We start from the raw sequence: 25,204 nt of genomic DNA on the forward strand, positions 1-25,204 counted from the left end.
CAAATAAAAATGAAGGACAGTTATAGCAATTTTCTGGATGAGATTAATGGAAAGAATATTAGTTTTTTGATAGGGTCTGGAGCATCCGCTGGTATAGTTCCTACTCTATGGATAGAGTCTTTTTCAAAGTCGTTTGAAGAATTACTGACCTCAGCAGAGTATGACGACGATCAAAAAAAAGTTCTTTATTATATATGGTTTAATCTTTGGATCAGAAAGACACAAATTTTAGAATTTGAAGATGAACCCAAAGAAGTTTTCGAAAATTATGAGAAGTTTATTTCGAACCTAATTACTATATCCAACCATGAAGGATTTGATAAACCAAAGAGGATAAATATTTTTACGACAAATTATGATTCCTTATTTGAACTCTCTTTTGACAAACTAGCTTCACAAAATAGACTCACATTTTTTAATGATGGTAGTCGAGGTTTCTTAAAAAAATATGTTTCTTCAGAAAATTTTTACATTACTACTTCACATTGTGGTATTAGCGATGGGTTTCAAAGAAGTATTCCAACTATTAATTTAATTAAATTGCATGGATCGGTAACCTGGAAAAAAAACAATGAAAAAATTGAGATGAGCTTAGAAAACGAAGTTTTTGAGAAACTTGTTGAAGATGCCAAATCAATCAATGAAATGATTTTGGAAATGAAAGAGGATGATGATCCAGTTTTGGGGCCTTCTGATTTAAATAAAGTAATTGATTTTTTTGATAATGAAAATATTGGACATTCCATTTTTGATACTGACCTTACAGAAGATACATTAAGGGAACATATTGATCAAATTTACTCTATTGCAGAAGATGAATTAAACGAATTTAAAACAAGTTATGATTCATTACCTATAGTAAGTCCAACAAAGCAAAAATTTTCCGAAACGGTATTTGAGCAGCATTATTATCAAATGTTAAGAATGTTGAGTTTTGAACTGGAAAAGAAAAATAGTATTTTAATTGTATTTGGTTTTTCTTTTGCAGACGAACATATCTTGGAAATTGTCAGAAGATCTATGGTGAATCCATTTTTAAAGATATACGTTATTGCATACAACAAAAAATCCAAAGATATGATAGAAAATGCTTTAGGTAAAGGAACTCAAATTGAATTTATACCAAAGTTTAATGAAGAAGCTGATGGTAGTATCGTGAATGGAAACTTTAGTTTTTTGAATAGTTTATTGGGTGGTGTGAAATGAATGAGCGATTTAACTAATAGTTCTTCTTTAAGTTTTGTAGTTGGTACAGTCCGTGAAATTAATGGCACTGCTGTCTTGATTAGACTTTTTGAAAATACGAGTCAATTAGTTCATTTTTTTAAAGGAGAAAAATACTCAGGAATAATAATTGGTTCATATGTGGGAATTAATCGTGGACAATATACTATTGTTGGAAAAGTGGAGAAGGAATATGCATATGATCAAATGAAAGATTCTACAGTACAGGAGTTCAAGAAAGATAGATTTGTAAGAGAGATTGAAGTAAAAATAATCGGTAGCTTCAAAGGAAATGAGTATAAATCAGGTATGGTTGCCTTCCCACAGATATTTAACGATGTAATTCTATTATCTGAGAGTCAAAAAGGAGAAATCATCGGTGGTGGTGAAAGCAGTCGCGATCCAAATGATGTTGAGATTCCGCCAGTAAATATTGGTAAAGTTTGGCCTGATGGAATCAAATTCAATTTGAGATGGTATAAACTTTTTAATAGTCATATCGCTATTTTTGGAAACACGGGAAGTGGAAAGTCAAACACTTTAGCCAAGCTATATCATGAATTATTTAAATTGAGCTTTAGAGATCAATTGGTGAAGTTTGGTGAGTCAAAATTTGTATTATTAGATTTTAATGGTGAGTATGTAGGTAAGGAAACAATAACAGAGAGTAAAAAAGTATATAATTTGACTACTAACAGGAAGAATAATATTGAAACTGAAGAAAGTAATCATTTAAATATTCCAGAAGAAAGATTTTGGGATAAAGATATGCTTTCTGTTCTTTTTGGAGCAACAGAACAAACCCAACAGCCTTTTTTAAGCAGAGTTCTGAGTTATTATTTTGAAGAAGAAGGAGCTTTTAAAGAAAGCTTACCTCGATACATTGCTGAAGCTTTTTCTAATGTTTATATTGTACCAAATAATAATAGCTTGGATCTCTTCAAACAAGTTTTAAAATTATTAGGGTTAAAATATGAGGAAGTCTCAGATTGGATTGACAATACATTATATAACAACACAAATGAGAATTTCTATTCCAAAAATTATTTAGAAGGTTGGACCCATAGCGGTCATTATTATTGGAATCCAGATGAAGACTTATTACGTGAAGAGAAAAGGAAAGTTTTATCAAAACTAGATGGACGAACTTTTGACATTGAAAATCCAATGAAAAATTTGCAAATGGCTTCTTATTTAAAAATGATATATGAATTAAGGCAACATACGGTTCAATACGATCATATTGCACCTTTGCTTCATAGAATCGAATCTCGTGTAAATGATTTTTCAAAGGTATTTAAAATAGTACCTGGTGATAAAGAGATTTTTAGTGATACTGTAAATGTTGTATCATTCAAAAATGTCAATCAGGATATGAAAATGTTGATACCAATGGTTATTGCAAAAGTCACATACGAGATGAATAGAGAACAAAATAGCAATCGTGATAGAATCTTTAACCTAATTATTGATGAAGCACATAATATTCTTTCCGATTCATCTAGTAGAGAATCAGAAAAATGGAAAGATTACAGGCTTGAAGTATTTGAAGAAATAATCAAAGAAGGTAGAAAATTTGGATATTTCCTGACTGTTTCTAGTCAAAGGCCTGCTGATATTTCTGCAACAATTGTATCTCAAGTTCATAATTATTTTATCCATCGATTGGTTAACGATAATGATTTGCGACTTTTAGATCGAACGATGTCTTCGTTAGATAGTGTTTCAAAGGAAAGCATTCCCAATTTGGCACCAGGGCAAGTAATCTTAACAGGAGTGCTATTCGATCTTCCGATAATCTTACAAGTCGACCAATTGAACAAGGAGGAGGCACCAAATAGTGAAAATACACCTTTGTTGGATATTTGGAAATTGAAAAAGAATAAGTAAAAATTACGTGAGGTTATCTCTGAGGTTACTTTATAGTATGGAGGATGACATTAATGACAAAGAGTATACGTGAAATATATATGGATAATTTTCTTAAAAATGGTGCTACAGTTACTGATATTAAAATTTTTTTAAAACGTACTTACGATATTGAACTAAAAAAGTATAAAATAAATGCTCAGCCTCACACACGTTGGAAATTTAATCTTGAAAAAGAAATAAAGGATATAAAAAATATTGTATATATTAACTGCTATGAAATTAAGGGTTGTAAAAGTAAGCCATTTATTTGTGGAGTCACTAAAACCGGAAGCTATGGTACGACGGATTTCAATTTTGATAGAAACGCCAACAATAAAATACAAAATTACTTAATTACAGGAAGATCCTTTTTGAATGATAATGATTTTGATTATGATAAATCTGTAATTTATATGTTTGGATGTCAAGATAAGCAGGAAGCATATCTATTAGAGCGTGAAATACAGCATAAGTTTCATTTGTTTGGAAGCTAAAATATCAAATTTGGAATTCTGTTTGTAACATTTTTAGGTTCTTGAATAGTATTTTATTAAACGACCAAACCCTGCCAAAAAAATCTTGGCAGGGTTTTTGGCAGGAAACTATTTGATTTTTAGTGTTTTTTGTCCGTTTTACATTCCAAGAAACGCTGTAAAATAGGCTTTCTCACTTCAATTTATAGTGGTTCTTTATTCCCACTCCACCGTAGCAGGTGGTTTACTCGTAATATCATACACGATACGATTTACGTGAGCGACTTCGTTTACGATGCGGACGCTGATTTTTTGTAAGACATCCCACGGAATGCGGGCAAAGTCAGCAGTCATGCCATCGATGGAAGTGACTGCGCGGATGCCGACCGTGTAGTCATAGGTACGACCATCCCCCATAACACCAACCGAGCGGATACCAGGCAGAACAGTGAAGTATTGCCAAATATCACGGTCAAGACCGGCATTAGCAATTTCTTCTCGTAAAATCAAATCAGAATCACGGACGATTTCTAATTTTTCTTCGGTCAGTTCACCAAGTACGCGAATACCTAAACCAGGTCCTGGGAAAGGCTGGCGCCAAACGATGGCATCAGGCATGCCAAGTTGGGTACCTAATTCTCGAACTTCATCCTTGAACAAGGTGTTCAAAGGTTCGATTAGTTCAAATTGCATGTCTTCAGGCAGTCCTCCCACATTATGATGGGATTTGATGGTTTGAGCAGTTTCGGTTCCAGACTCGATCACGTCGGTGTAAAGAGTACCTTGTGCTAAGAAAGAGACACCTTCTTGTCCAGCTAGCTTGGTTGCTTCATCGTCAAATACATAAACGAATTCATTCCCAATAATTTTCCGCTTTTGTTCAGGATCGGAAATGCCTTTTAGTTTATTAAGGAAACGATCTTTGGCATCCACTTTAATGATATTCAAACCAAATTTTCCGCCAAGGCTTTCCATTACTTGATCGGCTTCGTTTTTCCGCAACAGACCATGATCAACAAAGATACACGTCAGTTGATCGCCGATTGCTTTTTGCAACAAGACGCCGACTACGCTGGAATCTACTCCGCCGGAAAGACCAAGCAAGACTTTTTTTGTGCCGACTTGTTCTCGGATTTTTGCAATTTGCATGTCGATAAAATTGTCCATGCTCCAGTCGCCTTTGCATTGGCACACGTCAATGGCAAAGTGTTTCAACAAAGCATTGCCGTATTCTGAATGACGAACTTCGGCATGAAACTGGATACCGTACATTTTTCGTTCATGGTTTTGGATAGAAGCGATTGGGCAGTCCTTGCTGGTGGCAACCACGTCAAACCCTTCTGGAGCTTGAGTAACTAAATCACCATGGCTCATCCAAACCGTTTGTTTTTTTGGTGTAGAGGCGAATAATTCTGCATTTTCAGAAAGAACTTCAAGCTCTGCTTTGCCGTATTCCCGGTTTTTTGCCGGTTCAACTTTTCCCCCTAGTTTATAGGTGATCAGTTGCATTCCGTAACAGATACCTAATACTGGAATACCTAAATTGAAGATTTCTTCATCGATACCAAATGCGTCTTGATCGTAGACACTATTTGGTCCACCAGAAAGAATGATTCCTTTCGGGTTCATGGCTTTGACTTCTTCGGCGGTGATTCGGTGGCTTAATAATTCTGAGAAAACCCCAAATTCACGAATGCGGCGAGTGATCAGCTGGTTGTACTGGCTACCATAGTCAAGTACGATAATTTTTTCAACGTTTGGCAAATTGTCAACGTTTGTCACAATGATTACCTCTATTCCTTATTAGATTTATTGAATGAAAGATGACTCTTTCTCAACAGCTTAGTATTTACGAAGATAGATCTCATCGATCAAATGCTTCGTGGTTTTATGCAAAATTATATCGGCTCTGCTGCGAGTAGGCAAGATATACTCCTTTAAATTCTTCAAATTCACATTTTTCCACACTTGATCTGCCATTTGCAACGCAACTTGGCGATCTCCAGTGGCAAATTGATAATAATAATTCTCCGGATCTTGAAAAGCAGTATCCAATAGCTGTTCAAACCGTTCCAAATACCAATGCTCAATCAGTTTTGGTTCGGCATCAACAAAAATTGAAAAATCAAAAAAATCGCTGATATAAATTTGTTGATTTGCCGGTAATTGTAATGTATTAATCCCTTCAACAATTAAAATGTCCGGTTGTTCGATGGTTTCATATTCGCCTTCAATAATATCATACACACTATGAGAATAAATCGGAATATCGATCTTTGGTTTACCGGACTTGACTTCATTTAAAAATTGGATCAGATGTTCCATGTCATAGCTTTCGGGAAATCCTTTGCGATCCATGATGCCCCGTTCTTCTAAAACATGATTTGGATACAAAAAACCGTCTGTTGTAATTAGTTGTACATTGCGGCGGGGAAATAAGCGATCCAATAATGTTTGGACTAAACGGGCAGTGGTTGATTTTCCTACAGCGACAGAACCGGCGATGCCAATAATGAAGGGTGGCATTTTGACGTAGCGATGCAGGAATAAGCCTTTGCTTAAAGTCAGTGATTCAAACTCTTTCATATATAAGTGAATCAAATGGCACAGCGGGATGTAAACATCTTCTACATCCTGCATGGAAATGCGGTCGTTCAAACTTTTGATGCTATCTAACTCGGCTTGTGTCAGCGGCATGTTGCCATTAGTATAAAATCCTTGCCACTGTTCGCGGGGGATCCGGTAAAAATTCATTTTATCATCCATTAAATGGTGCTCCTTCGTTCGTCTAAGGAAAGGATTTTTCAAAGCCCTTCCGATTCTCACTACCCATACTCGCGAATATTTTAACACAAAAAGTCCTTCAACATGACTTGGAACAGGAAATTAATGCAGGGAAATTGTCTTCGTGCTAAGATAAAAGCAAAAGAAAGGAAGGCAGTAAATGAAAAAAATCGTAATTTACGGTGACAGCATTGCCGCCGGATTGTTTGAAGGGAAAGAATCGACTCTTTTAGATACATCGATTGCAAAGACCCTCAATAATATGGGCGTTTCTGATTTTCAAGTCGTCAATCTTGGGAAACGTGGTGCCTCCACTGCGTCTGCTTTGGCAGAACTTTCGCTGGCTGTGCAAGAAGAACCGGATAGTATCGTCGTAAACGTGGGAATCAATGATGCCATTAATCTGCGGGACAATCAAACACAGTATGAACAAAATTTACAAAAAATCCTCACCGCTTTTCCAGCAGAAAAAGTTATTTTTGTTGGTCCCAGCTTTGTGGATAGTCGTAAGAAAACACAGGCAGATCCAGAAATTTTGCAAACGTATATCGCAACGGCTAAAAAAGTGGCTTCAAATACCGCCGTGGATTTCATCGATATATATCACCACATGACGGTTTATCCGGCACCAACAGAATATTTGCAAGAAGACGGGTTGCATCCGTCAAAATTTGGGTATGAATTACTAGGGGCGTTGATCGCTCGTAATATAAAAAATAAATGGGTAGGATAAAAAAATGAGCAATCACTACTATACGGAGCGTCCGGACACGGCGCACAATTTTGATCAATGGGAATTTGAATTGAAAGGCAAGCTGTTTCACTTTGTTACCGACAGCGGTGTTTTTTCAAAAAAAACGGTGGATTATGGGTCACGGGTGCTGATTGATGCGATGACAGCAGAAGAGTTGCCAGATGGGACATTGTTGGATGTGGGCTGTGGGTACGGACCGATTGGTTTGGCTTTGGCGGCTGCTTTTCAGCGTCCGGTAGAAATGGTGGATATCAATGAACGGGCAGTCCATTTAGCCCAAGAAAATGCCAAGCGCAATGGCATCGATTCCGTGGATATTCATTCATCAAATATTTATGAAACACTGCATCAAACAGATTACGCAGCCATTGTCAGCAACCCACCAATTCGTGCCGGCAAGCAAGTCGTCCACGAGATTTTACAAGGAGCGTATGACCTGTTGAAGCCAGCAGGAACTTTGACAATCGTGATCCAGAAAAAACAAGGGGCACCCAGCGCCAAAGCAAAAATGACCGAAGTTTTTGGAAATGCGGCCATCATCCATAAAGATAAGGGCTATTACATCATCCAAAGCGTAAAAGAGTAGCTCAATGAAAAGACAGAAAAGACACTTTGGGGGACTGTTGACATAATTTTGTTCTCAACGCCAACAGTCCCGTAGCTTTTCAAAAGCAACTATTTTTTTTGAAGGAAGTTTGGTACACTGAATGCGTGAAGAAAAGGGGTGAATCAATGAAATTAACAATCAAACAGATTGCCGAAATGGCAGGCGTTTCCGTAACAACGGTCTCACAGATTTTAAATAATAAAGGCACGCGATTTAGTGATGATACCCGGCGACGCGTTTGGGAAATCGTTAATAAGTATCAGTACAAGCCGGATTTTTTTGCGTCTAATTTGATTAATCGTCATTCAAAAACGATTGGAATGATCGTACCGGATGTAACGGATTTTTTCTTTTCCAAAATTGTTGAAGGGGTCGAGCGCTACGTCAATCCGTTGGGGTACATGATTGTTCTTTGCAATTCTCAGCACGATCAGGAAAAAGAAATCAGTTATCTCGAAGAATTGAGTCACCGTTCAGTGGATGGTATTTTACTGGCAACCCCAAATAAATTAGCGGAAGGCTATGAGTTGGGCAGTCCGTTTTATCATAAAATGCCGATGATTTTGATCGATCGGGGAATCAATCAGCGGGAAAGTGGGCGATTGATTGTCAAAGATTATGAAGGCTCCTATCAAGCTGTTTCGTATCTCATAAAAAGCGGCCATCGCCATATTGGAATGTTGAAGGAAAGCACCGGGTATTACCAATTAGAAGAGCGCTACAACGGTTATCGCCACGCCTTGAAAGATCATGGCATTCCTTACAAAGGGAAATATATCGTTGCCGACAGTTTGACTGTAAACGGCGGATACCAAGCCGCTAAAGAATTATTGAAACAAAAAGAGATTACGGCGATTTTTTGCGGAAATGACGCGATGGCGATTGGGTGTTATCAAGCGATTTACGAATTGGGAAAAAAAGTTCCCGAAGATATTTCCGTTGTGGGGTTTGACGGTCTCAGCCTTTCCGAGTATGTGATTCCGCCATTAACGACTGTTTTTCAACCGAGTTTTGACATTGGTTTTCACGCAGCAAAATTTTTAGTAGATGCCATTGAGTTTCCAGAAAAACGGGTACCCAATAAAGTGTTCGATACTAAATTAATTATTCGTGAGAGCGTAGCGGTGTTGACAACCGAATAAGAATCCTGTATAGTCCTTTTGTAAGCGTTTTAACAAAAAGAATATATTAGGTAAACTAGTTTACTAAAGTGGTTTACCGGATAAAATATTGTTGTATACTAGAGAAGAAGAGTAGGGGGCAAAAAAATGCGAATGGTGGATTTGATCGAAAAGAAACGTGACGGTCAAGTGTTATCTAAAGAAGAAATTGATTTTATCGTTACTGAATATACGGCGGGGACGATTCCTGATTATCAAATGAGCGCGTTATTAATGGCGATTTTCTATCAAGATATGACGGATGAGGAAATCACAAACTTGACGTTGGCAATGGCCTATTCCGGGGAAGTCATCGATCTTTCTTCAATCGAAGGAATTAAAGTCGACAAACATTCAACGGGTGGCGTAGGCGATACCACAACCTTGATTTTAGCACCGTTAGTGGCAAGTGTCGGCGTGCCGGTCGCGAAAATGTCAGGACGAGGATTGGGATTTACCGGTGGTACGTTGGATAAATTAGAATCGATCCCAGGATTTAAAATAGAAATTTCAGAAGAACGCTTTATTCAAATCGTGAACGAAAGCAAGGTAGCAGTCATTGGACAGTCCGGTGATTTGGCCCCTGCGGATAAAAAACTCTACGCCTTGCGAGATGTTACAGCAACCGTTAATTCGATTCCGCTGATTGCCAGCTCGATTATGAGCAAAAAAATTGCGGCTGGAGCCGATGCCATCGTGCTAGATGTGACTACCGGTGACGGCGCCTTCATGAAAAACATTGAAGATGCCCGACGATTGGCGCATACCATGGTTCGAATCGGAAAACTTGCGGAGCGGCAAACCATGGCGGTGGTTTCTGACATGTCTCAACCATTAGGCGAAGCAATCGGAAATAGTTTGGAAATTGTGGAAGCAATCGAAACGTTGCAAGGCAAAGGTCCGGCTGATTTGGTGGAAATGTGTTACGCATTAGGCAGTCAAATGGTGGTTTTAGCGAAAAAAGCGGCAAATCTGGAAGAAGCACGGAAGATGTTGGAAGAAGCATTGACCTCTGGGCAAGCCCTTGAAAAATTCAAAGAAATGGTTCGCAACCAAGGCGGAGATACACGGGTAATCGATCATCCAGAAGAACTTTTGACAGCAAGCTATGAAATAGAATTGCCTGCCTTAAAAGACGGAGTAGTTACCAAACTGGTTGCCAATGAAATTGGGATTGCGGCGATGATGCTTGGTGCTGGTCGTCAGACCAAAGAAGACAGCATTGATCACGCAGTTGGATTAAAGCTTCATAAGAAGATTGGCGATGCTGTCAAAAAGGGCGAATCACTGCTGACGATTTACAGCAATCGGGAAACAATCAGCGAAGTAGAAAAATTACTGTATGAAAATATCGAAATTGGTGAAAATGGGGATGAACCACCATTGATCCATGATATAATAACAGAATAGGAGTGGAAAAAATGGAATTAAACAGAATGATCGACCACACAATTTTAAAACCAGAATCAACAGAAGAAGACGTATTGCGAATTATCGAGGAAGCAAAAAAATATCATTTTTACTCTGTATGTATTAATCCAACTTGGGTAAAATTAGCCGCTGAAAAATTAGCCGGCGAACCAATTGCGGTATGTACGGTAATCGGATTTCCTTTAGGGGCAAACACTTCTGAAGTGAAAGCCTATGAAGCCACCGACGCTATCAATAACGGTGCAGATGAAGTAGATATGGTTATCAACATCGGTGCTTTAAAATCAAAACAATACAAAAAAGTACAAAGCGATATCGAAGCAGTCGTTCAAGCGGCAAAAGATCGTGCATTGGTCAAAGTCATCATTGAAACAGCATTGTTAGATAACGAAGAAATCGTAAAAGCTTGTGAATTAGCCAAAGCGGCTGGTGCCGATTTTGTTAAAACATCGACTGGTTTTTCTACGGGGGGAGCAGTTGCAGCCGATGTTCGCTTGATGCGTCAAACGGTTGGTCCAGAAATGGGTGTGAAAGCCTCTGGCGGAATCCACAGTGAAGCAGAAGCAATGGCAATGGTAGAAGCTGGAGCAACCCGTTTAGGTGTGAGTGCCAGTGTGGCAATCGTTACTGGATCAACGGGTACTGGCTATTAAACAAATGTATTGAAGGAGAAAATGATGGAAGCAAAGAAAGAATGGATTGAGATTGCAACCGATGCACTGGACAAAGCGTATGTTCCTTATTCCCATTTTCCAGTGGGGGCCTGTCTAGTAACCAAAGAGGGAAAAACCTATCAGGGAATCAACATCGAAAATGCTTCGTTTGGCTTGACAAATTGCGCAGAACGGACCGCTTTTTTCAAAGCCGTTTCTGAAGGCGAAAAGGAATTCAGCCATTTGGTTGTTGCGGGGCATACCCCACATCCTATTTCTCCTTGCGGTGCTTGCCGCCAAGTGATGGCAGAATTTTGTGACCCGGAGATGCCGGTAACTTTAGTCGGCGATGATGGTGCGACAAAAGAAACGACTGTGAGAGGGTTACTACCTTACGCATTTACAGACAAAGATTTATAACCTAGGTTCATTCAGTCATCATGGCTGTTGAAAAATAAAAAACTATTTTAGGGGGCTTTACAGAAATGAAAAAAGCAAAATTATTTGGTCTTGGGACAATCGCTTTAGCAAGTGCATTAGTTCTAGGCGCATGCGGCGGCGGTAACGGCGGATCAACAGATTCAACAGGCGGCGGCGACACAGAAGGCAAATCAGATGCTGAACACAGTGTAGCCATCGTTACCGATATCGGTGGTGTTGATGACCGTTCCTTTAACCAATCTGCTTGGGAAGGTTTGCAAGCATGGGGGAAAGATCATGATATCGCTCGCGGTACTGGCGGATATGACTATATCCAATCAAATGATGCATCAGAATACACAACAAACATTGACTCTGCTGTATCAAATGGTTTCCATACCATCTTTGGTATTGGTTATTTGCTAGCAGATTCAATCGCAACAGCAGCTGATGCTAACCCAGATACAAACTTCGGGATCATCGACTCAGAAATTCCTGACAAAGACAATGTTGTATCTGCAACATTTAAAGACAATGAAGCCTCTTACCTAGCAGGTGTTGCGGCAGCTGAAACGACAAAAACGGACAAAGTTGGTTTTATCGGTGGTGAAGAAGGGGTCGTTATCGACCGTTTTGAAGCTGGATTCGTTTTAGGTGTTGAAGACACTGCGAAAAAATTAGGCAAAGAAATTGAAGTAAGCGTTGAATACGCTGCATCATTTGGTGATCCTGCTAAAGGGAAAGCGTTAGCCGCAGCAATGTTCCAAGGTGGCGCGGACGTGATTTTCCATGCTTCAGGCGGTACAGGTGCGGGTGTCTTCCAAGAAGCAAAAGCTATCAACCAAAAACTAAATGAAGGCGACGAAAAGAAAGTTTGGGTTATCGGTGTAGATAGCGACCAAGATGCTGAAGGAAAATACAAAACAGCAGATGGCAAAGACGATAACTTCACTTTATGTTCTACTCTTAAAGGAGTAGGGGCAGCTGTACAAGATATCTCAACGCGTGCGTTGGAAGATAAATTCCCTGGTGGGGAACATCTTATTTACGGTTTGAAAGACGGCGGTGTTGATTTAACAGAAGGCTACCTTTCAGATGATGCAAAATCAGCCATTGAAACGGCAAAACAAGAAATTATCGATGGAAAAGTTGAAGTTCCAGAAAAACCTTAAGAATCAACGTGTATCTATGGTCTTGCTTGTAAAAGCAAGATCATAGTTCTCATGAAAATCGTTCTTTATGAAAGAACGAGCGGAACGCTTTTTCATAAGGAAACTATTTTCCTTGAGAACGAACCAAAAATTAGACGTTTGACCGTTGTGAATAGAGAAAAAAGTAAGGATGTGAAAAATTTGGCTCAAGAAGAGAACTATGTCATCGAAATGCAACACATTACCAAAGCGTTCGGGACATTCAAGGCCAATGATGATGTCAACCTAAAGGTAAGACCTGGTGAGATTCACGCACTGCTGGGAGAAAATGGTGCCGGAAAATCGACCTTGATGAATGTCTTGTCAGGCTTATTGGAGCCAACTTCCGGTGACATTTTTATGGATGGCAAAAAAGTTGCCATCACAAGTCCGACGGCTGCCAATAAACTGGGAATCGGGATGGTCCACCAGCATTTCATGTTAGTGGATGCGTTTACGGTCACTGAAAACATTATTTTAGGAAGTGAACCAAGTCATCTAGGCTTTATCGACCGTAAAAAAGCACGGGAAGAAATCAAACGGGTTTCTGAAAAGTACAAGCTTTCCGTTGATCCGGATGCGTACATTCGGGATATCTCCGTGGGGATGCAGCAACGGGTAGAAATTTTGAAAACTTTATACCGTGGTGCTAATGTTTTGATCTTTGACGAACCAACTGCAGTATTGACGCCGCAAGAAATCGAAGAATTAATCGATATCATGCAGGGACTGGTCAAAGAAGGCAAATCGATTATTTTAATTACTCATAAATTAGATGAAATCAAAAAAGTTGCTGATCGCTGTACGGTTATCCGTCGCGGAAAAGGCATCGGTACTGTTGATGTGAAAGATGTGACTTCTCAACAATTGGCGGATATGATGGTCGGTCGGGCAGTTTCCTTTAAAACACCGAAAAAAGAAGCCAATCCGCAAGAAGTTGTGTTGGCAATTGATCAGTTGGTTGTAAAGGAAAGCCGTGGTTTGGAAGCGGTGAAGAACCTGAGTTTGGAAGTTCGTGCTGGTGAGGTATTAGGAATTGCCGGAATTGATGGAAACGGTCAGTCAGAACTGGTTCAGGCATTGACAGGACTGCGAAAAGTTGAAAGTGGCACGATCAAGCTCAATGGAGACGACATCACCAATAAAAAACCAAGACAAATCACGGAAAGCGGCGTCGGTCACGTACCGGAAGATCGTCACAAGTACGGTTTAGTTTTAGAAATGACTTTGTCAGAAAATATGGCGATGCAAACCTATTATCGTGAACCAATCAGCAAACATGGTGTGCTGGATTATGGTGAAATGAATGAAAAGGCACGTGACTTGATTGCCGAATTTGATGTTCGGACAACCAACGAATTAGTCCCAGCCAAAGCGCTATCTGGCGGAAATCAGCAAAAAGCTATCATCGCTCGAGAAGTTGATCGTGATCCTGATTTGCTGGTCGTTGCCAATCCTACTCGAGGGCTGGATGTGGGAGCAATCGAGTTTATCCATAAACGGTTGATTGAACAACGGGATAAATTTAAAGCCGTTCTACTAATCAGTTTTGAATTGGAAGAAATTTTAAATGTTTCTGACCGCATTGCAGTTATTCATGCCGGAGAAATCGTCGGAGTTGTTGATCCGAAAGAAACCACCGAAAATGAATTGGGCTTATTGATGGCAGGATATTCCTTAGAAGAAGCTCGTGCAGAATTAGAAAAAGCGGAAGCGGGTGAGCCAGTTGAATAAACGTTCAGAACAAATTAGAAATATTCTTGTCCCGGTCATCGCTGTTTTAATGGGCTTTTTGATTGGTGGAATCATTATGGCGGCATTTGGTTACAGTCCGATTGCCGGGTATCAACGAATGATTGAAACCGTCTTTTTAAATCCTCAGACGAAAGCATTAAATCCTAAAAATATCGGTGAAATTTTTGTTACAGCTGGACCGCTGATTTTTACCGCATTAGGCTTTTCTGTCGCTAACTCAGCCGGTTTTTTCAATATCGGGCTTTCTGGGCAAGCGTTGTGCGGTTGGGTAGCAAGTATTTGGGTCGCACTAGCGATGCCGGATGCACCAAAAGCTGTTGTATTGCCTTTAGCGATTATTGCCGGCGCTGTTTCTGGAGCGATTGCAGCAGCAATTCCTGGGATTTTACGGGCGGTATTTGGAACCAGTGAAGTCATCGTAACAATTATGATGAACTACATTTTGTTATATACCAGTACTCATATTGTAAATAATGTGATGAACGAAAATCTGATGAGCAATAAAGGTGTTACCAAAATGATCGGTGCCAACGGATCATTGCGGGCATCTTGGTTAAGTCAATTGAGTAATGGCTCACGACTAAATATGGGTATTTTCTTAGCACTTATTTTTCTCGTTCTTGTTTGGTTCTTGATGAAGAAAACAACATTGGGATATGAAATCCGCTCAGTAGGGCTGAACCCATTTGCCTCTGAATATGCCGGTATGAGCAGCAAACGAACGATCATCGTTTCGATGGTTATTTCAGGAATGTTGGCGGGTCTTGGCGGTGTTGTTCAAGGATTAGGAACTTTCCAAAACTTCTTTGTTCAAGGAACCTCTTTGAGTATCGGATTTGATGGAATGGCGGTTTCCTTGTTGGGAAGCGGCAGCTCAATCGGAATCTTGTTATCTGCATTGTTGTTCAGTGTCTTGAAACTTGGTGGACAAGGAATGCAATTTGCCGGTATTCCGTCTGAATTGGTGGACGTGGATATCGCCATCATTATTTTCTTTGTAGGAATCAGTTTTGTGATTCGTTTTGCTTTGGCAAAAATTTTCGGTACGAAAAAAGAAGTTGCCGTTGTAAAAGAAGTAGAAGCAAAACCTAGCGACCAAGATAAAGAAGGGGGAGCTATCTAATGGATATTAATTTAATTGCCTCGATTGTGACCCAAACGTTGGTTTACGCTGCACCATTGATTTTAACGGCTTTGGGGGGAGTTTTCTCAGAACGAAGCGGGATCGTCAATGTTGGTTTGGAAGGAATCATGGTTATGGGAGCTTTTGCCGCGATTGTTTTCAACATCGAAATGGCGGATCAATTAGGCTCGTGGACACCATGGGTTGGTGTGTTGGTCGGCGGTGTTGTGGGAATGATTTTTTCAATCCTACACGCAGCAGCTACAATCAATTTCCGGGCAGATCATATTATCAGTGGGACCGTAATGAACTTGATGGCGCCAGCCTTAGCAATTTTCTTAGTCAAGGCGATTTATGGCAAAGGTCAAACGGATAATATCACGGAAATTTTTGGCTACTATAGTTTCCCTATTTTGAAGGACATCCCAATCATCGGTCGTATTTTCTTCACGGATACTTTATTGCCAGCTTATGTAGCAATTTTGATTTCAGTGATTGCTTGGTTCATTATTTTTAAAACAAAATTTGGTTTGCGTTTGCGTTCTGTGGGAGAACATCCTCAAGCAGCAGATACGTTGGGAATCAATGTTTATGCAATGCGTTACGCCGGCGTTTTGATTTCTGGTTTTCTAGGAGGAATGGGGGGCGCATTATTTGCCCAATCAATCTCTGGTCGTTTTGCGGTAACTACGATTGCCGGACAAGGATTTATCTCAATGGCTGCAATGATCTTCGGTAAATGGAATCCATTAGGTGCAATGGGTGCAGCCCTCTTCTTCGGATTTGCGCAAAACATCAGTATCGCCGGTTCAAAACTGCCGCTGATTTCCTCAATCCCAGATGTTTATTTACAAGCAGCACCATATGTATTAACGATTTTAGTGTTGGTCATCTTCCTAGGCAAAGCCTCCGGACCAAAAGCCAACGGAAAAAATTATATCAAATCCAAATAAGCAATTCGTATTCAAGGGTGGGACTAAGGGACAATGTTTCTTCGTCCTGCCCTTTTGCTGTGAATCACTGCAATTGGCTTGCAGAGCAAGACAGAGTAGAGGATTGCAAGTGCAACTTTAAAGAAGAAGCTAGTTGCACTGTATGCGGAGCGAACAGTACTAGGCGAATGAAAAGAGCGTAGTTACCTTCATTCGAATCACTGCGATTGGCTTGCAGAGCAAGGCAGAGTAGATGATTGCAAGTGCAACTTTAAAGAAGAAACTAGTTGCACTGTATGCGAAGCGAACAGTACTAGGCGAATGAAAAGAGCGTAGTCACCTTCGTTCGAATCACTGCGATTGGCTTGCAGAGCAAGGCAGAGTAGAGGATTGCAAGTGCAACTTTAAAGAAGAAGCTAGTTGTACTGTATGCGGAGCGAACAAGTACGAGGTAGATGGTCAAACAAGTCAATTTCGTCAATCTTTAGTAAGATAGACGTATAACAAATAAAGAAAGTAGGGAATAGAATGTTTAAACGTGTACATTTGATTGTAATGGATTCAGTCGGAATCGGTGAAGCACCAGATGCGGAAAAATTCGGTGATGTTGGGGCAGATACTTTAGGACACATTGCGGAAAAGGCCGGCTTAACGATCCCTCATTTAGAAAATCTAGGTTTAGGAACGATTCGTCCTTTAGAAGGTGTTGCAGCAGTCGACACCCATAAAGGGTATGCAACAAAATTAGAAGAAATTTCTGTCGGAAAAGACACGATGACGGGACACTGGGAAATTATGGGCTTGAACATCAAGAAACCATTCCGTGTCTTTCCAAATGGATTTCCCGATGATTTATTAAAACAAATCGAAGACTTCTCTGGACGTAAAGTAGTTTGCAACAAACCTTACTCTGGTACAGAAGTGATTAATGATTACGGCGAACATCAAATGAAAACTGGAGATCTGATTGTTTATACGTCAGCCGATCCTGTTTTGCAAATTGCTGCCCACGAAGAAATCATTCCTTTAGAAGAGCTTTATCGAATTTGCCAATACGTGCGTGATATTACGAAAGATGAACCTTACATGATTGGTCGTATTATTGCACGTCCATACGTAGGTGAACCAGGAAACTTTACTCGCACCAGCAATCGCCACGATTATGCCTTGGATCCTTTTGGTAAAACCGTCTTGGATTCTTTAAAAGAAAACGGAAATGATGTGATTGCTGTTGGAAAAATCAATGACATCTTTAATGGACAAGGAATGACCCAAGCAATCCGCACGAAGAGCAATATGGATGGTGTAGATCAATTGCTGAAGGTGATGAAGCAAGAATTTACTGGTTTGAGTTTTACCAACCTTGTTGATTTTGATGCATTGTATGGTCATCGTCGGGATGTTGTCGGTTATGCCCACGCAATTGAAGATTTTGATTTGCGTCTGCCAGAATTGCTTGATGCCATGGCAGAAGATGATTTGTTGATGATTACTGCCGATCACGGCAATGACCCAACCTTCCCAGGAACGGATCATACCCGCGAATATGTACCTTTGTTGGTTTACAGTAAAAAAATGACAGAACAAGGAGCATTACCTCAAGGGTTTTACTCAGATATTTCAGCAACTATCGCTGAAAACTTTGGCGTATCAGCCACAGAAAACGGCAACAGCTTCCTGAAATTTTTGAAATAAACTATAGTTAGCTAAGAAAAAAATATCAGTTTCACTTTTACCAAGCAGTTTAGCGAAATGATATACGGCGTGAAAATCAAACTCATTTTTCTATCAGAAAAATGAATACTTTAAAATGAACAAGGAGTGGCGCAATGTCTGAACAGATTAAACAAACAATTGAATTTATCCGAGAAGCGGGAGTCAAAGAAGTAGACTTTGGCTTGATTTTAGGCTCGGGTTTAGGTGAATTAGCTGATGAAATCACCGATCCAATCAAAATTCCTTACCAAGAAATCCCACATTTTCCTGTCTCAACAGTCGTGGGACATGCCGGACAATTGGTTTATGGTGAACTAGCAGGGAAAAAAGTTTTAGCTATGCAAGGACGTTTCCATTATTATGAAGGTCACTCGATGCAAACAGTTACTTATCCGGTTCGCGTGATGGCAGCGCTGGGCGCACACTCATTGGTAGTAACCAATGCCAGTGGCGGTGTAAATGAAACCTTCACACCGGGAGATTTGATGCTGATTACCGATCAAATTAATTTCACCGGAAATAATCCGTTGATCGGCAGTAATGACGAAAAAATCGGCCCTCGTTTTCCTGATATGAGTCAAGCATATACGCTGACTTACCGGGAAACAGCAAAAAAAGTTGCTGAAAAACGCCAACTACATCTTCGCGAAGGTGTGTATATGGGCTTTTCTGGACCAACTTATGAAACTCCGGCAGAGGTTCGTTTTGCCCGAATCGCAGGAGCAGATGCGGTTGGGATGTCTACTGTTCCAGAAGTTATTGTTGCGGTCCACAGTGGACTAAAAGTTCTTGGGATTTCTTGCATTACCAATTTAGCTGCCGGTATGCAGGCAAGTTTGAATCATGAAGAAGTTGTGGAAACAACCACTCGTGTGAAGGCAGAATTCAAAGCGTTGATCAAAGAAACTTTGGCGGCATTGTAGAAGGGAGATTTTTATGAGCGTTCATATTGAAGCAAAAGCAGGCGAGATTGCCGATAAAATATTATTACCAGGGGATCCATTGCGGGCGAAATATATTGCTGAAACATTTTTGGAAGATCCGATTTGTTACAACAATGTCCGGGGGATGTTGGGATATACCGGTGTTTATAAAGGAGAGCGCATCTCGGTTCAAGGAACAGGGATGGGTATGCCTTCAGCAAGTATCTACGCGCAAGAGCTGATCACTTCTTATGGGGTGAAAAAATTGATTCGTGTCGGTACTTGCGGTGCAATTTCAAAAGATGTCCACGTTCGGGATTTGGTCATTGGACAAGCAGCAGCAACGAGTTCTTCCATGGTTGCCAAAAACTTTTCTAGTTTCCATTACCCCCCTATTGCTGATTTTAATTTGCTGTTAAAAGCATACGAAATCGCAAAAGAAAAAGGCTATACGACACATGTAGGAAATCTTTTGTCTGAAGATACGTTCTACAAAGATGATATGACGGAAACCTTGCAACTGGCAGAATTGGGTGTCATGGGAGTGGAAATGGAAGCTGCAGCTTTGTATTACCTAGGATCAAAATTCCATGTACAAACGTTGGCAATTTGCACCGTCAGTGATCATATTGTGACTGGTGAAGCAACATCTGCGGAAGAACGTCAAACCACCTTTAATGAAATGATCGAAGTTGGATTGGAAACAGCAATTGGGTAACAACGAAAGGAACATACGAGAAAAAGTCGGAATCCTGATTCCGGCTTTTTTTGTAAGCACGATTTTTGCCGGAGACCTTACAGAGCACGTATACTTAAAATAGATAACGCTTTCCTTGATGTCAAGAAAACGGAGGTGTAAACCATGGCGATGATTCAGACGCAACAGCTGACAAAAATGTATGGGAAACAGCGGGGGATTTTAGATATCACCTTATCCGTGGAGAAAGGCGAGATTTTTGGTTTTATTGGTCCCAATGGTGCAGGAAAATCTACAACGATCCGGTTGCTGTTGGCGATGCTTTTTCCTACCAGTGGTACGGCAATGATTGACGGTAAAGATTGTTTTACACAAAGTCGTGAGGTAAAACAGTTGATAGGGTACACACCGGCAACGGTCAATTATTATAAACAGATGACGGCGGAAGAATTATTGCGGTATTCGGCAAAATTTTATCGGAAAGACTGCGCCAATAAAATGATGGTATTGGCTGAAAGGCTGAATTTGGATCTAACAAGAAAAATCAAAACCTTATCTAGCGGCAACAAGAAAAAAGTCGGAATTATTCAAGCATTGCAGCATGAACCAAATGTTTTGATTTTTGATGAACCCACCAGTGGGCTGGATCCTTTTATCCAAAATCAATTTTTTGATTTGTTGGCAGAGGAGAAGAAAAAAGGGGTAACGATCCTGTTTTCCTCACATGTGATGAGCGAAGTGGAACGGATTTGTGATCGAGTGGCGATTATTCAAAATGGTCAGTTGTTGAAAGTCGAGAGGATGGAACAATTGACAAGGAGTCGATTTAAACGAATTTACGTGAGGTACCAGGAATTACCGGATTTTTCTGATTTGAAAAAAAGTGACTTCCAACAAACAAAAAATTCAGCGACTTTTTTATATGAAGGAGAACTACCGTTTCTTTTAGCAACAATCAATCAACCCGGACTGCTTGATTTAAAGATTACGGAGCCGTCTCTTGAAGAAGTTGTCATGCAGTATTATGAAGGGCGGGAGAAAAAATGACACTTTTTGTTCAGGAATTGAAACAAAATTATTTTTCAACGCTGATTTGGCTGGTTTTGCTGATTGTTTGTAACATCTTGCTGTTGACCAGTTTTCAGGCAACGGCGGAGCTGGCGCAATCAACAGAGGCATTTTTGGCGCAGTACCCGCAAGAGTTTATCCAAGCACTGCATTTAGATGTATTGGAGATGACAGATGTGCTGCATTTTTATGCCAGTCGGGCTCAATTACTGACTGCTATTTTAGGGAGTGCTTTTGCAGGAATCTTGGGAGCTACCATGCTTACGAAAGAGGAAAGTGAGCAGACAAGCGAATTTTTGTTGGCTAAACCTATCAGTAGAGGAAATATCCTGATGGGAAAATTTGCCAGTGTCGTTGTGTTAGTCACGCTATTCAACGGGATATTTGCACTCAGTAATTTTATATTACTACGTCTATTTCAGCTTACGGATTTTAGAATGGACAGCTTTCTTTGGCTGACACTGGGCACTTGGTTGCTACACCTTTTCTTTGCTTGTATCGGTTTTTTTATCTCTGGGTTTACGATTTCAATCAAAACGAGTCTTTCCCTTGTTCTAGGGAGCATTCTGGTTTTATATGTCATTAGCCTGATTCCAGCGTTACAAGAAAAGTTGGCGTTTTTCCGCTTTTTGACACCCTTCCGCTATTTTAATACCAAGGATTTGGTGGTCGAAAGAAAAATCCAAGGGGTGTATTTGCTGCTATTTCTTATGGGGTGTACACTATTTCTGGGAATTACGTGGTATCATTATCGCCATAAAGACATCAACAGCTAAAAAAAACATTCATCGCTGTGGGAGGCAAGACAAAAGTCTTACATCCCGCCAGCAGACGAATGTTTTTTAGTTACTTCTTATAAGTAATATTTTTTGATAACGGTCAGATCATCATTCAATTCATAAACAAGTGGTTTGCCTGTTGGAATTTCAAGATCCATGATATCTTCATCAGAAATGCCTTCGATATGTTTTGCTAAAGCACGTAAAGAGTTACCGTGAGCAGCAACTAAGACAGTTTTGTCGTCTTTCAAAGCAGGAGCGATTTGGTCTTGCCAGAATGGTAAGGCACGTTCCAAAGTTACTTTCAAGTTTTCCCCACCAGGTACATCGCGAGGGTCCAACATTGCGTAACGACGATCTTGAGCTGCAGAACCTTCATCTTTTGCATCCATCAATGGAGGCAAAACATCATAAGAACGACGCCAGATATGAACTTGTTCGTCACCGTATTTTTCAGCGGTTTCTTTTTTGTTCAAGCCTTGCAATTTTCCATAATGACGTTCGTTTAAGCGCCATGATTTGATTTGAGGTACCCATAATTGATCAGAATATTCTAAAAGCAAGTTACATGTTTTGATGGCACGAGTTAAAACAGAAGTAAACGCAACATCGAATTCGATGCCGGCTTCTTTGATTTTACGTCCGCCTTCGATGGCTTCTTCGACACCTTCTGGAGCCAAGTCAACATCAGCCCAGCCAGTAAATTGGTTCAATTTGTTCCATTCACTTAATCCATGACGAGAAAAAACTAATTTTGGCATGAAAAAACTCTCCTTTATCTCTCTAGTTTCTGAAATTTTCAATTTCTTGTTTATTGTACAATGTTTTCGGGGAGATTTCCATTGAAAACAGAAAAAAAGCGGATTTCTCACAGGATAGTGAGAGAAATCCGCTGCTTATTTAGTCGACGATTTTCAAAACTTCTTCGTCCGGTAAATTGATGTACTTGTAGCAAGTACCGACAGAAACGCCGCATTTTGCAGAAATGTATTGAATCGTTTCTTTCTTTTCATAATAAAGCCGGCGAATTTTTCTAACGGTTTTTGGATCAATCTTTGGTCGTCCGCCGATTTTTCCTTTTTTACGGGCATTATCCAAACCGACAAGGGTCCGTTCTTTGATTAACGCACATTCCATGTTGGCTAAACCGTCCATCAATCGGAAATAGATCATTCCCATCGGTTCGCGGGTATCGATACCTTCATTGATACTTACCAAGTGGATGCCGCGTTCTTGAAACTGCCGGGTCAAGTCAGTTAATTGCCGGGTGGAACGTCCAAGACGATGCAAATCTGAAACCACCAAAGTATCCCCAGTAGTTAATTGGGAGATAACCGTATCTAAATCACAGTGGAGATCATCGGTTTCATTTTTTTCAAAGGTATCCAGAAAAATTTCGTCACAGCCGTAATTTGATAAAATATCGGTTTGTGTATCTGTTACAGCATCATTGATTGTTGTTCTTACGTAGCCAATAAGTTTCATTATCTGTCCCCTCTTACCTTTTTTCAATTAAGAAGAATGTAGCATAATTTCAGCCAAAAAGGTACCCTTTTAGCGCAAAAAAATCTATTTTTTTTGTTTATTATGACTAAAATAACCAGTTTATCTTTTTTCTAAAAAAGAAATCATGGACGGTAAAGGAGTTTCGGCCCATCTTCGTTCCCAACAATAACCGTGTCCACCATATCCAAAAATAGTCCGTGTTCCACGACGCCTACCATTTTTTCCAATTCTGCGGCCAAAGCATGGGGAGCACTGATTTTTTCTAGATGCAGATCAATGATGTAATTATTGCTGTCAGTGCGCAAGTATTCACTATCTGAATTCATTCGCATGACCGGATGGTAGCCTTTTTCTTCAAAAATCCGCATGATTTGTTGGCTGCCGTAAGGAATTACTTCTACGGGTAGGGGAAAAGCCCCTAAATCAGTAACCATTTTTGAACGATCCACGATCCAAATCACTTTGCTAGAATAGGTAGCAACGATTTTTTCAAACAATAAAGCTGCACCTCCGCCTTTGATTCCTTGAAAATCCTGACTGATTTCATCAGCACCGTCGATCGTCAAATCGACATGGGAAACCTCGTCGATAGTTTTTAAGGGAATTCCCAATTTCTGTGCGTGGATCTTGGTTGCGTTGGAGGTAGTCACTCCGGTGATGGATAAGCCTTCTTCTTTTACCAAACGCCCAACTTCTTCTACCATATAATATGCTGTGGAGCCGGTGCCCAATCCGACGATCATGCCGTCTTCAATCTGTCGTGCCGCTTCGATCCCTACCATTTTTTTCAAATTCATCGTTTTCCCGCCTTTTTTCAGAGTCGCTTCTATTCTAATGGTAATCATCAAAAAAAAACAGTGGCTAAATGCAGAAAACCAGAAAAAAGTTTGCCAAAAGAAAACCAGAAAAATAAGGAAAGTCAGTTGACACCTTGATTTAATCATGATATTCTATCAAAGGTGCTTTGTATACAGGTTCCGATTTTGGGACGTGCTGACTGTGAGAAAAGTACAACTGATAATAGATGCAGCGATTGCATTATTTTTTATCGCAAAAAAAGGACCACCTGGATGTGTGGGACTAGACTAGCGAATCAAGGAAGGAGGAAAACTAGGGATGCCTACAATTAACCAATTAGTACGTAAACCTCGTAAATCCAAGGTTGAAAAATCAAATTCACCTGCATTGAACAAAGGATATAACAGCTTCAAGAAGACTCAAACAAACGTGAACTCACCTCAAAAACGTGGGGTAGCTACACGTGTGGGTACTATGACGCCTAAAAAACCGAACTCCGCTTTACGTAAATATGCGCGTGTTCGTTTGTCTAACTTGATTGAAGTAACAGCTTATATCCCAGGTATTGGCCACAACTTGCAAGAACATAGTGTTGTCTTGTTACGTGGTGGACGTGTGAAAGACTTACCAGGGGTACGTTATCATATCGTTCGTGGTGCATTAGATACTGCCGGCGTGAATGATCGTAAACAATCTCGTTCAAAATATGGTACGAAGAGACCTAAAGCTTAATTCGCTTCAAAAAATTATTCAAATGAAACTATTTTATAGAAGAAATATTTCGGAAGGAGGAGTTACGGATGCCTCGTAAAGGTCCTGTTGCAAAACGTGATGTTTTACCAGATCCTATTTATAACTCAAAATTAGTAACTCGCTTAATCAACCGCGTAATGGTTGACGGAAAACGTGGGATTGCTTCAAACATTATCTATAATGCATTTGGCATTATCAAAGAATCTACAGGTAACGATCCATTGGAAGTTTTCGAACAAGCAATGAAAAACGTTATGCCTGTTTTAGAAGTTAAAGCTCGTCGTGTTGGGGGTTCAAACTATCAAGTTCCCGTTGAAGTTCGCCCTGAACGTCGTACGACTTTAGGTCTTCGTTGGGTGGTTAACTACGCACGTCTGCGTGGCGAACACACAATGGAAGAACGTCTTGCAAAAGAAATCATGGATGCTGCCAATAACACTGGTGCTTCTGTGAAAAAACGCGAAGATACACACAAAATGGCAGAAGCCAACCGTGCATTTGCTCATTATCGCTGGTAAGATCCTCTCTGCGTGGGACATTTTTGTCA

The 25,204-nt window shown here is 40.1% G+C and carries 25 protein-coding genes; 20 read left to right on the forward strand and 5 right to left on the reverse strand.

The features are described 5' to 3' along the window. Positions 1 to 9: 9 nt before the first annotated feature. The 3 genes from BAU16_RS08995 to BAU16_RS09005 are packed head-to-tail and all read left to right on the forward strand — an operon-like array spanning position 10 to position 3,629. Positions 10 to 1,206: a hypothetical protein gene (locus BAU16_RS08995; protein WP_161526983.1), complete on the forward strand. Its 1,197-nt coding sequence runs from the start codon at positions 10 to 12 to the stop codon at positions 1,204 to 1,206. Then, positions 1,207 to 3,114 carry an ATP-binding protein gene (locus tag BAU16_RS09000; RefSeq protein ID WP_161526984.1) on the forward strand — a complete coding sequence of 636 codons (1,908 nt, stop codon included), beginning with the start codon at positions 1,207 to 1,209 and terminating at the stop codon, positions 3,112 to 3,114. A gap of 53 nt (positions 3,115 to 3,167) precedes the next feature. Further along, a complete protein-coding gene (locus tag BAU16_RS09005; protein WP_161526985.1) occupies positions 3,168 to 3,629 on the forward strand; it encodes a hypothetical protein in 462 nt (153 codons plus the stop codon). Positions 3,630 to 3,824: 195 nt separating this feature from the next. Here BAU16_RS09005 and guaA read toward each other — a convergent pair whose 3' ends face one another. Both guaA and coaA read right to left on the reverse strand, forming a co-directional pair. Then, positions 3,825 to 5,390, reverse strand: a complete 1,566-nt coding sequence (gene guaA / locus BAU16_RS09010; RefSeq protein WP_048603285.1) for a glutamine-hydrolyzing GMP synthase — start codon at positions 5,388 to 5,390, stop codon at positions 3,825 to 3,827. 60 nt (positions 5,391 to 5,450) lie between these two features. Beyond that, the gene (coaA, locus tag BAU16_RS09015; RefSeq protein ID WP_048603286.1) at positions 5,451 to 6,374 is read right to left on the reverse strand and encodes a type I pantothenate kinase; all 924 of its coding nucleotides are present in this window, start codon (positions 6,372 to 6,374) and stop codon (positions 5,451 to 5,453) included. Between the two features lie 178 nt (positions 6,375 to 6,552). Here coaA and BAU16_RS09020 point away from each other — a divergent pair, with 178 nt between their 5' ends. The 15 genes from BAU16_RS09020 (at position 6,553) to BAU16_RS09090 (ending at position 21,597) form a co-directional block, all read left to right on the forward strand. Continuing rightward, on the forward strand, positions 6,553 to 7,125 hold the full coding sequence (locus BAU16_RS09020) for an SGNH/GDSL hydrolase family protein (protein WP_161526986.1): 573 nt from the start codon (positions 6,553 to 6,555) through the stop codon (positions 7,123 to 7,125). A 4-nt stretch (positions 7,126 to 7,129) separates the two neighbouring features. Continuing rightward, entirely contained in the window at positions 7,130 to 7,732 is a 603-nt protein-coding gene (locus BAU16_RS09025; protein WP_137604920.1) for a class I SAM-dependent methyltransferase, read from the forward strand. 146 nt (positions 7,733 to 7,878) lie between these two features. Further along, positions 7,879 to 8,895: a LacI family DNA-binding transcriptional regulator gene (locus tag BAU16_RS09030; protein ID WP_137604919.1), complete on the forward strand. Its 1,017-nt coding sequence runs from the start codon at positions 7,879 to 7,881 to the stop codon at positions 8,893 to 8,895. Positions 8,896 to 9,021: 126 nt separating this feature from the next. Continuing rightward, entirely contained in the window at positions 9,022 to 10,323 is a 1,302-nt protein-coding gene (locus BAU16_RS09035) for a pyrimidine-nucleoside phosphorylase (RefSeq protein WP_161526987.1), read from the forward strand. An 11-nt stretch (positions 10,324 to 10,334) separates the two neighbouring features. After that, on the forward strand, positions 10,335 to 10,997 hold the full coding sequence (deoC, locus tag BAU16_RS09040) for a deoxyribose-phosphate aldolase (RefSeq protein ID WP_048603291.1): 663 nt from the start codon (positions 10,335 to 10,337) through the stop codon (positions 10,995 to 10,997). Between the two features lie 21 nt (positions 10,998 to 11,018). Next, entirely contained in the window at positions 11,019 to 11,417 is a 399-nt protein-coding gene (locus BAU16_RS09045; RefSeq protein ID WP_082147224.1) for a cytidine deaminase, read from the forward strand. Positions 11,418 to 11,482: 65 nt separating this feature from the next. Then, entirely contained in the window at positions 11,483 to 12,589 is a 1,107-nt protein-coding gene (locus BAU16_RS09050; RefSeq protein WP_048603293.1) for a BMP family lipoprotein, read from the forward strand. A 210-nt stretch (positions 12,590 to 12,799) separates the two neighbouring features. Then, entirely contained in the window at positions 12,800 to 14,341 is a 1,542-nt protein-coding gene (locus BAU16_RS09055; protein ID WP_137604973.1) for an ABC transporter ATP-binding protein, read from the forward strand. Further along, entirely contained in the window at positions 14,334 to 15,485 is a 1,152-nt protein-coding gene (locus BAU16_RS09060; RefSeq protein ID WP_171000778.1) for an ABC transporter permease, read from the forward strand. Before BAU16_RS09055 ends, BAU16_RS09060 begins: the two co-directional genes overlap by 8 nt. Next, entirely contained in the window at positions 15,485 to 16,438 is a 954-nt protein-coding gene (locus tag BAU16_RS09065) for an ABC transporter permease (RefSeq protein WP_048603295.1), read from the forward strand. The genes BAU16_RS09060 and BAU16_RS09065 overlap by 1 nt, the downstream gene beginning before the upstream one ends. A gap of 507 nt (positions 16,439 to 16,945) precedes the next feature. After that, complete coding sequence (gene deoB, locus BAU16_RS09070) at positions 16,946 to 18,112, forward strand: phosphopentomutase (protein WP_161526988.1); 1,167 nt, start codon at positions 16,946 to 16,948, stop codon at positions 18,110 to 18,112. Between the two features lie 134 nt (positions 18,113 to 18,246). Beyond that, on the forward strand, positions 18,247 to 19,056 hold the full coding sequence (locus BAU16_RS09075; protein WP_137604915.1) for a purine-nucleoside phosphorylase: 810 nt from the start codon (positions 18,247 to 18,249) through the stop codon (positions 19,054 to 19,056). A gap of 13 nt (positions 19,057 to 19,069) precedes the next feature. Next, a complete protein-coding gene (gene deoD, locus BAU16_RS09080; RefSeq protein ID WP_161526989.1) occupies positions 19,070 to 19,774 on the forward strand; it encodes a purine-nucleoside phosphorylase in 705 nt (234 codons plus the stop codon). A gap of 144 nt (positions 19,775 to 19,918) precedes the next feature. Then, the gene (locus BAU16_RS09085) at positions 19,919 to 20,800 is read left to right on the forward strand and encodes an ABC transporter ATP-binding protein (protein ID WP_161526990.1); all 882 of its coding nucleotides are present in this window, start codon (positions 19,919 to 19,921) and stop codon (positions 20,798 to 20,800) included. Continuing rightward, entirely contained in the window at positions 20,797 to 21,597 is an 801-nt protein-coding gene (locus BAU16_RS09090) for an ABC transporter permease subunit (RefSeq protein WP_161526991.1), read from the forward strand. The genes BAU16_RS09085 and BAU16_RS09090 overlap by 4 nt, the downstream gene beginning before the upstream one ends. Positions 21,598 to 21,674: 77 nt before the next feature. On the opposite strand, the gene gpmA is transcribed toward BAU16_RS09090, so the two are convergent. From gpmA to rpiA, 3 genes are all read right to left on the reverse strand, one after another. Beyond that, the gene (gene gpmA / locus BAU16_RS09095; protein WP_161526992.1) at positions 21,675 to 22,361 is read right to left on the reverse strand and encodes a 2,3-diphosphoglycerate-dependent phosphoglycerate mutase; all 687 of its coding nucleotides are present in this window, start codon (positions 22,359 to 22,361) and stop codon (positions 21,675 to 21,677) included. 139 nt (positions 22,362 to 22,500) lie between these two features. After that, positions 22,501 to 23,085: a recombinase family protein gene (locus BAU16_RS09100; protein ID WP_048603302.1), complete on the reverse strand. Its 585-nt coding sequence runs from the start codon at positions 23,083 to 23,085 to the stop codon at positions 22,501 to 22,503. 143 nt (positions 23,086 to 23,228) lie between these two features. After that, the gene (gene rpiA, locus BAU16_RS09105) at positions 23,229 to 23,903 is read right to left on the reverse strand and encodes a ribose-5-phosphate isomerase RpiA (protein WP_048603303.1); all 675 of its coding nucleotides are present in this window, start codon (positions 23,901 to 23,903) and stop codon (positions 23,229 to 23,231) included. 319 nt (positions 23,904 to 24,222) lie between these two features. On the opposite strand from rpiA, the gene rpsL reads away from it, so the two are divergent. Continuing rightward, on the forward strand, positions 24,223 to 24,636 hold the full coding sequence (gene rpsL, locus BAU16_RS09110; RefSeq protein ID WP_010734475.1) for a 30S ribosomal protein S12: 414 nt from the start codon (positions 24,223 to 24,225) through the stop codon (positions 24,634 to 24,636). 68 nt (positions 24,637 to 24,704) lie between these two features. Next, positions 24,705 to 25,175, forward strand: coding sequence for a 30S ribosomal protein S7 (gene rpsG / locus BAU16_RS09115; RefSeq protein WP_048603304.1), 471 nt, complete (start codon positions 24,705 to 24,707; stop codon positions 25,173 to 25,175). The last annotated feature ends 29 nt before the right edge of the window (positions 25,176 to 25,204 follow it).

Origin of the sequence: Enterococcus sp. JM9B (genome assembly GCF_009933265.1) — a bacterium.
GTDB classification, from domain to species: Bacteria; Bacillota; Bacilli; order Lactobacillales; family Enterococcaceae; genus Enterococcus_C; species Enterococcus_C songbeiensis.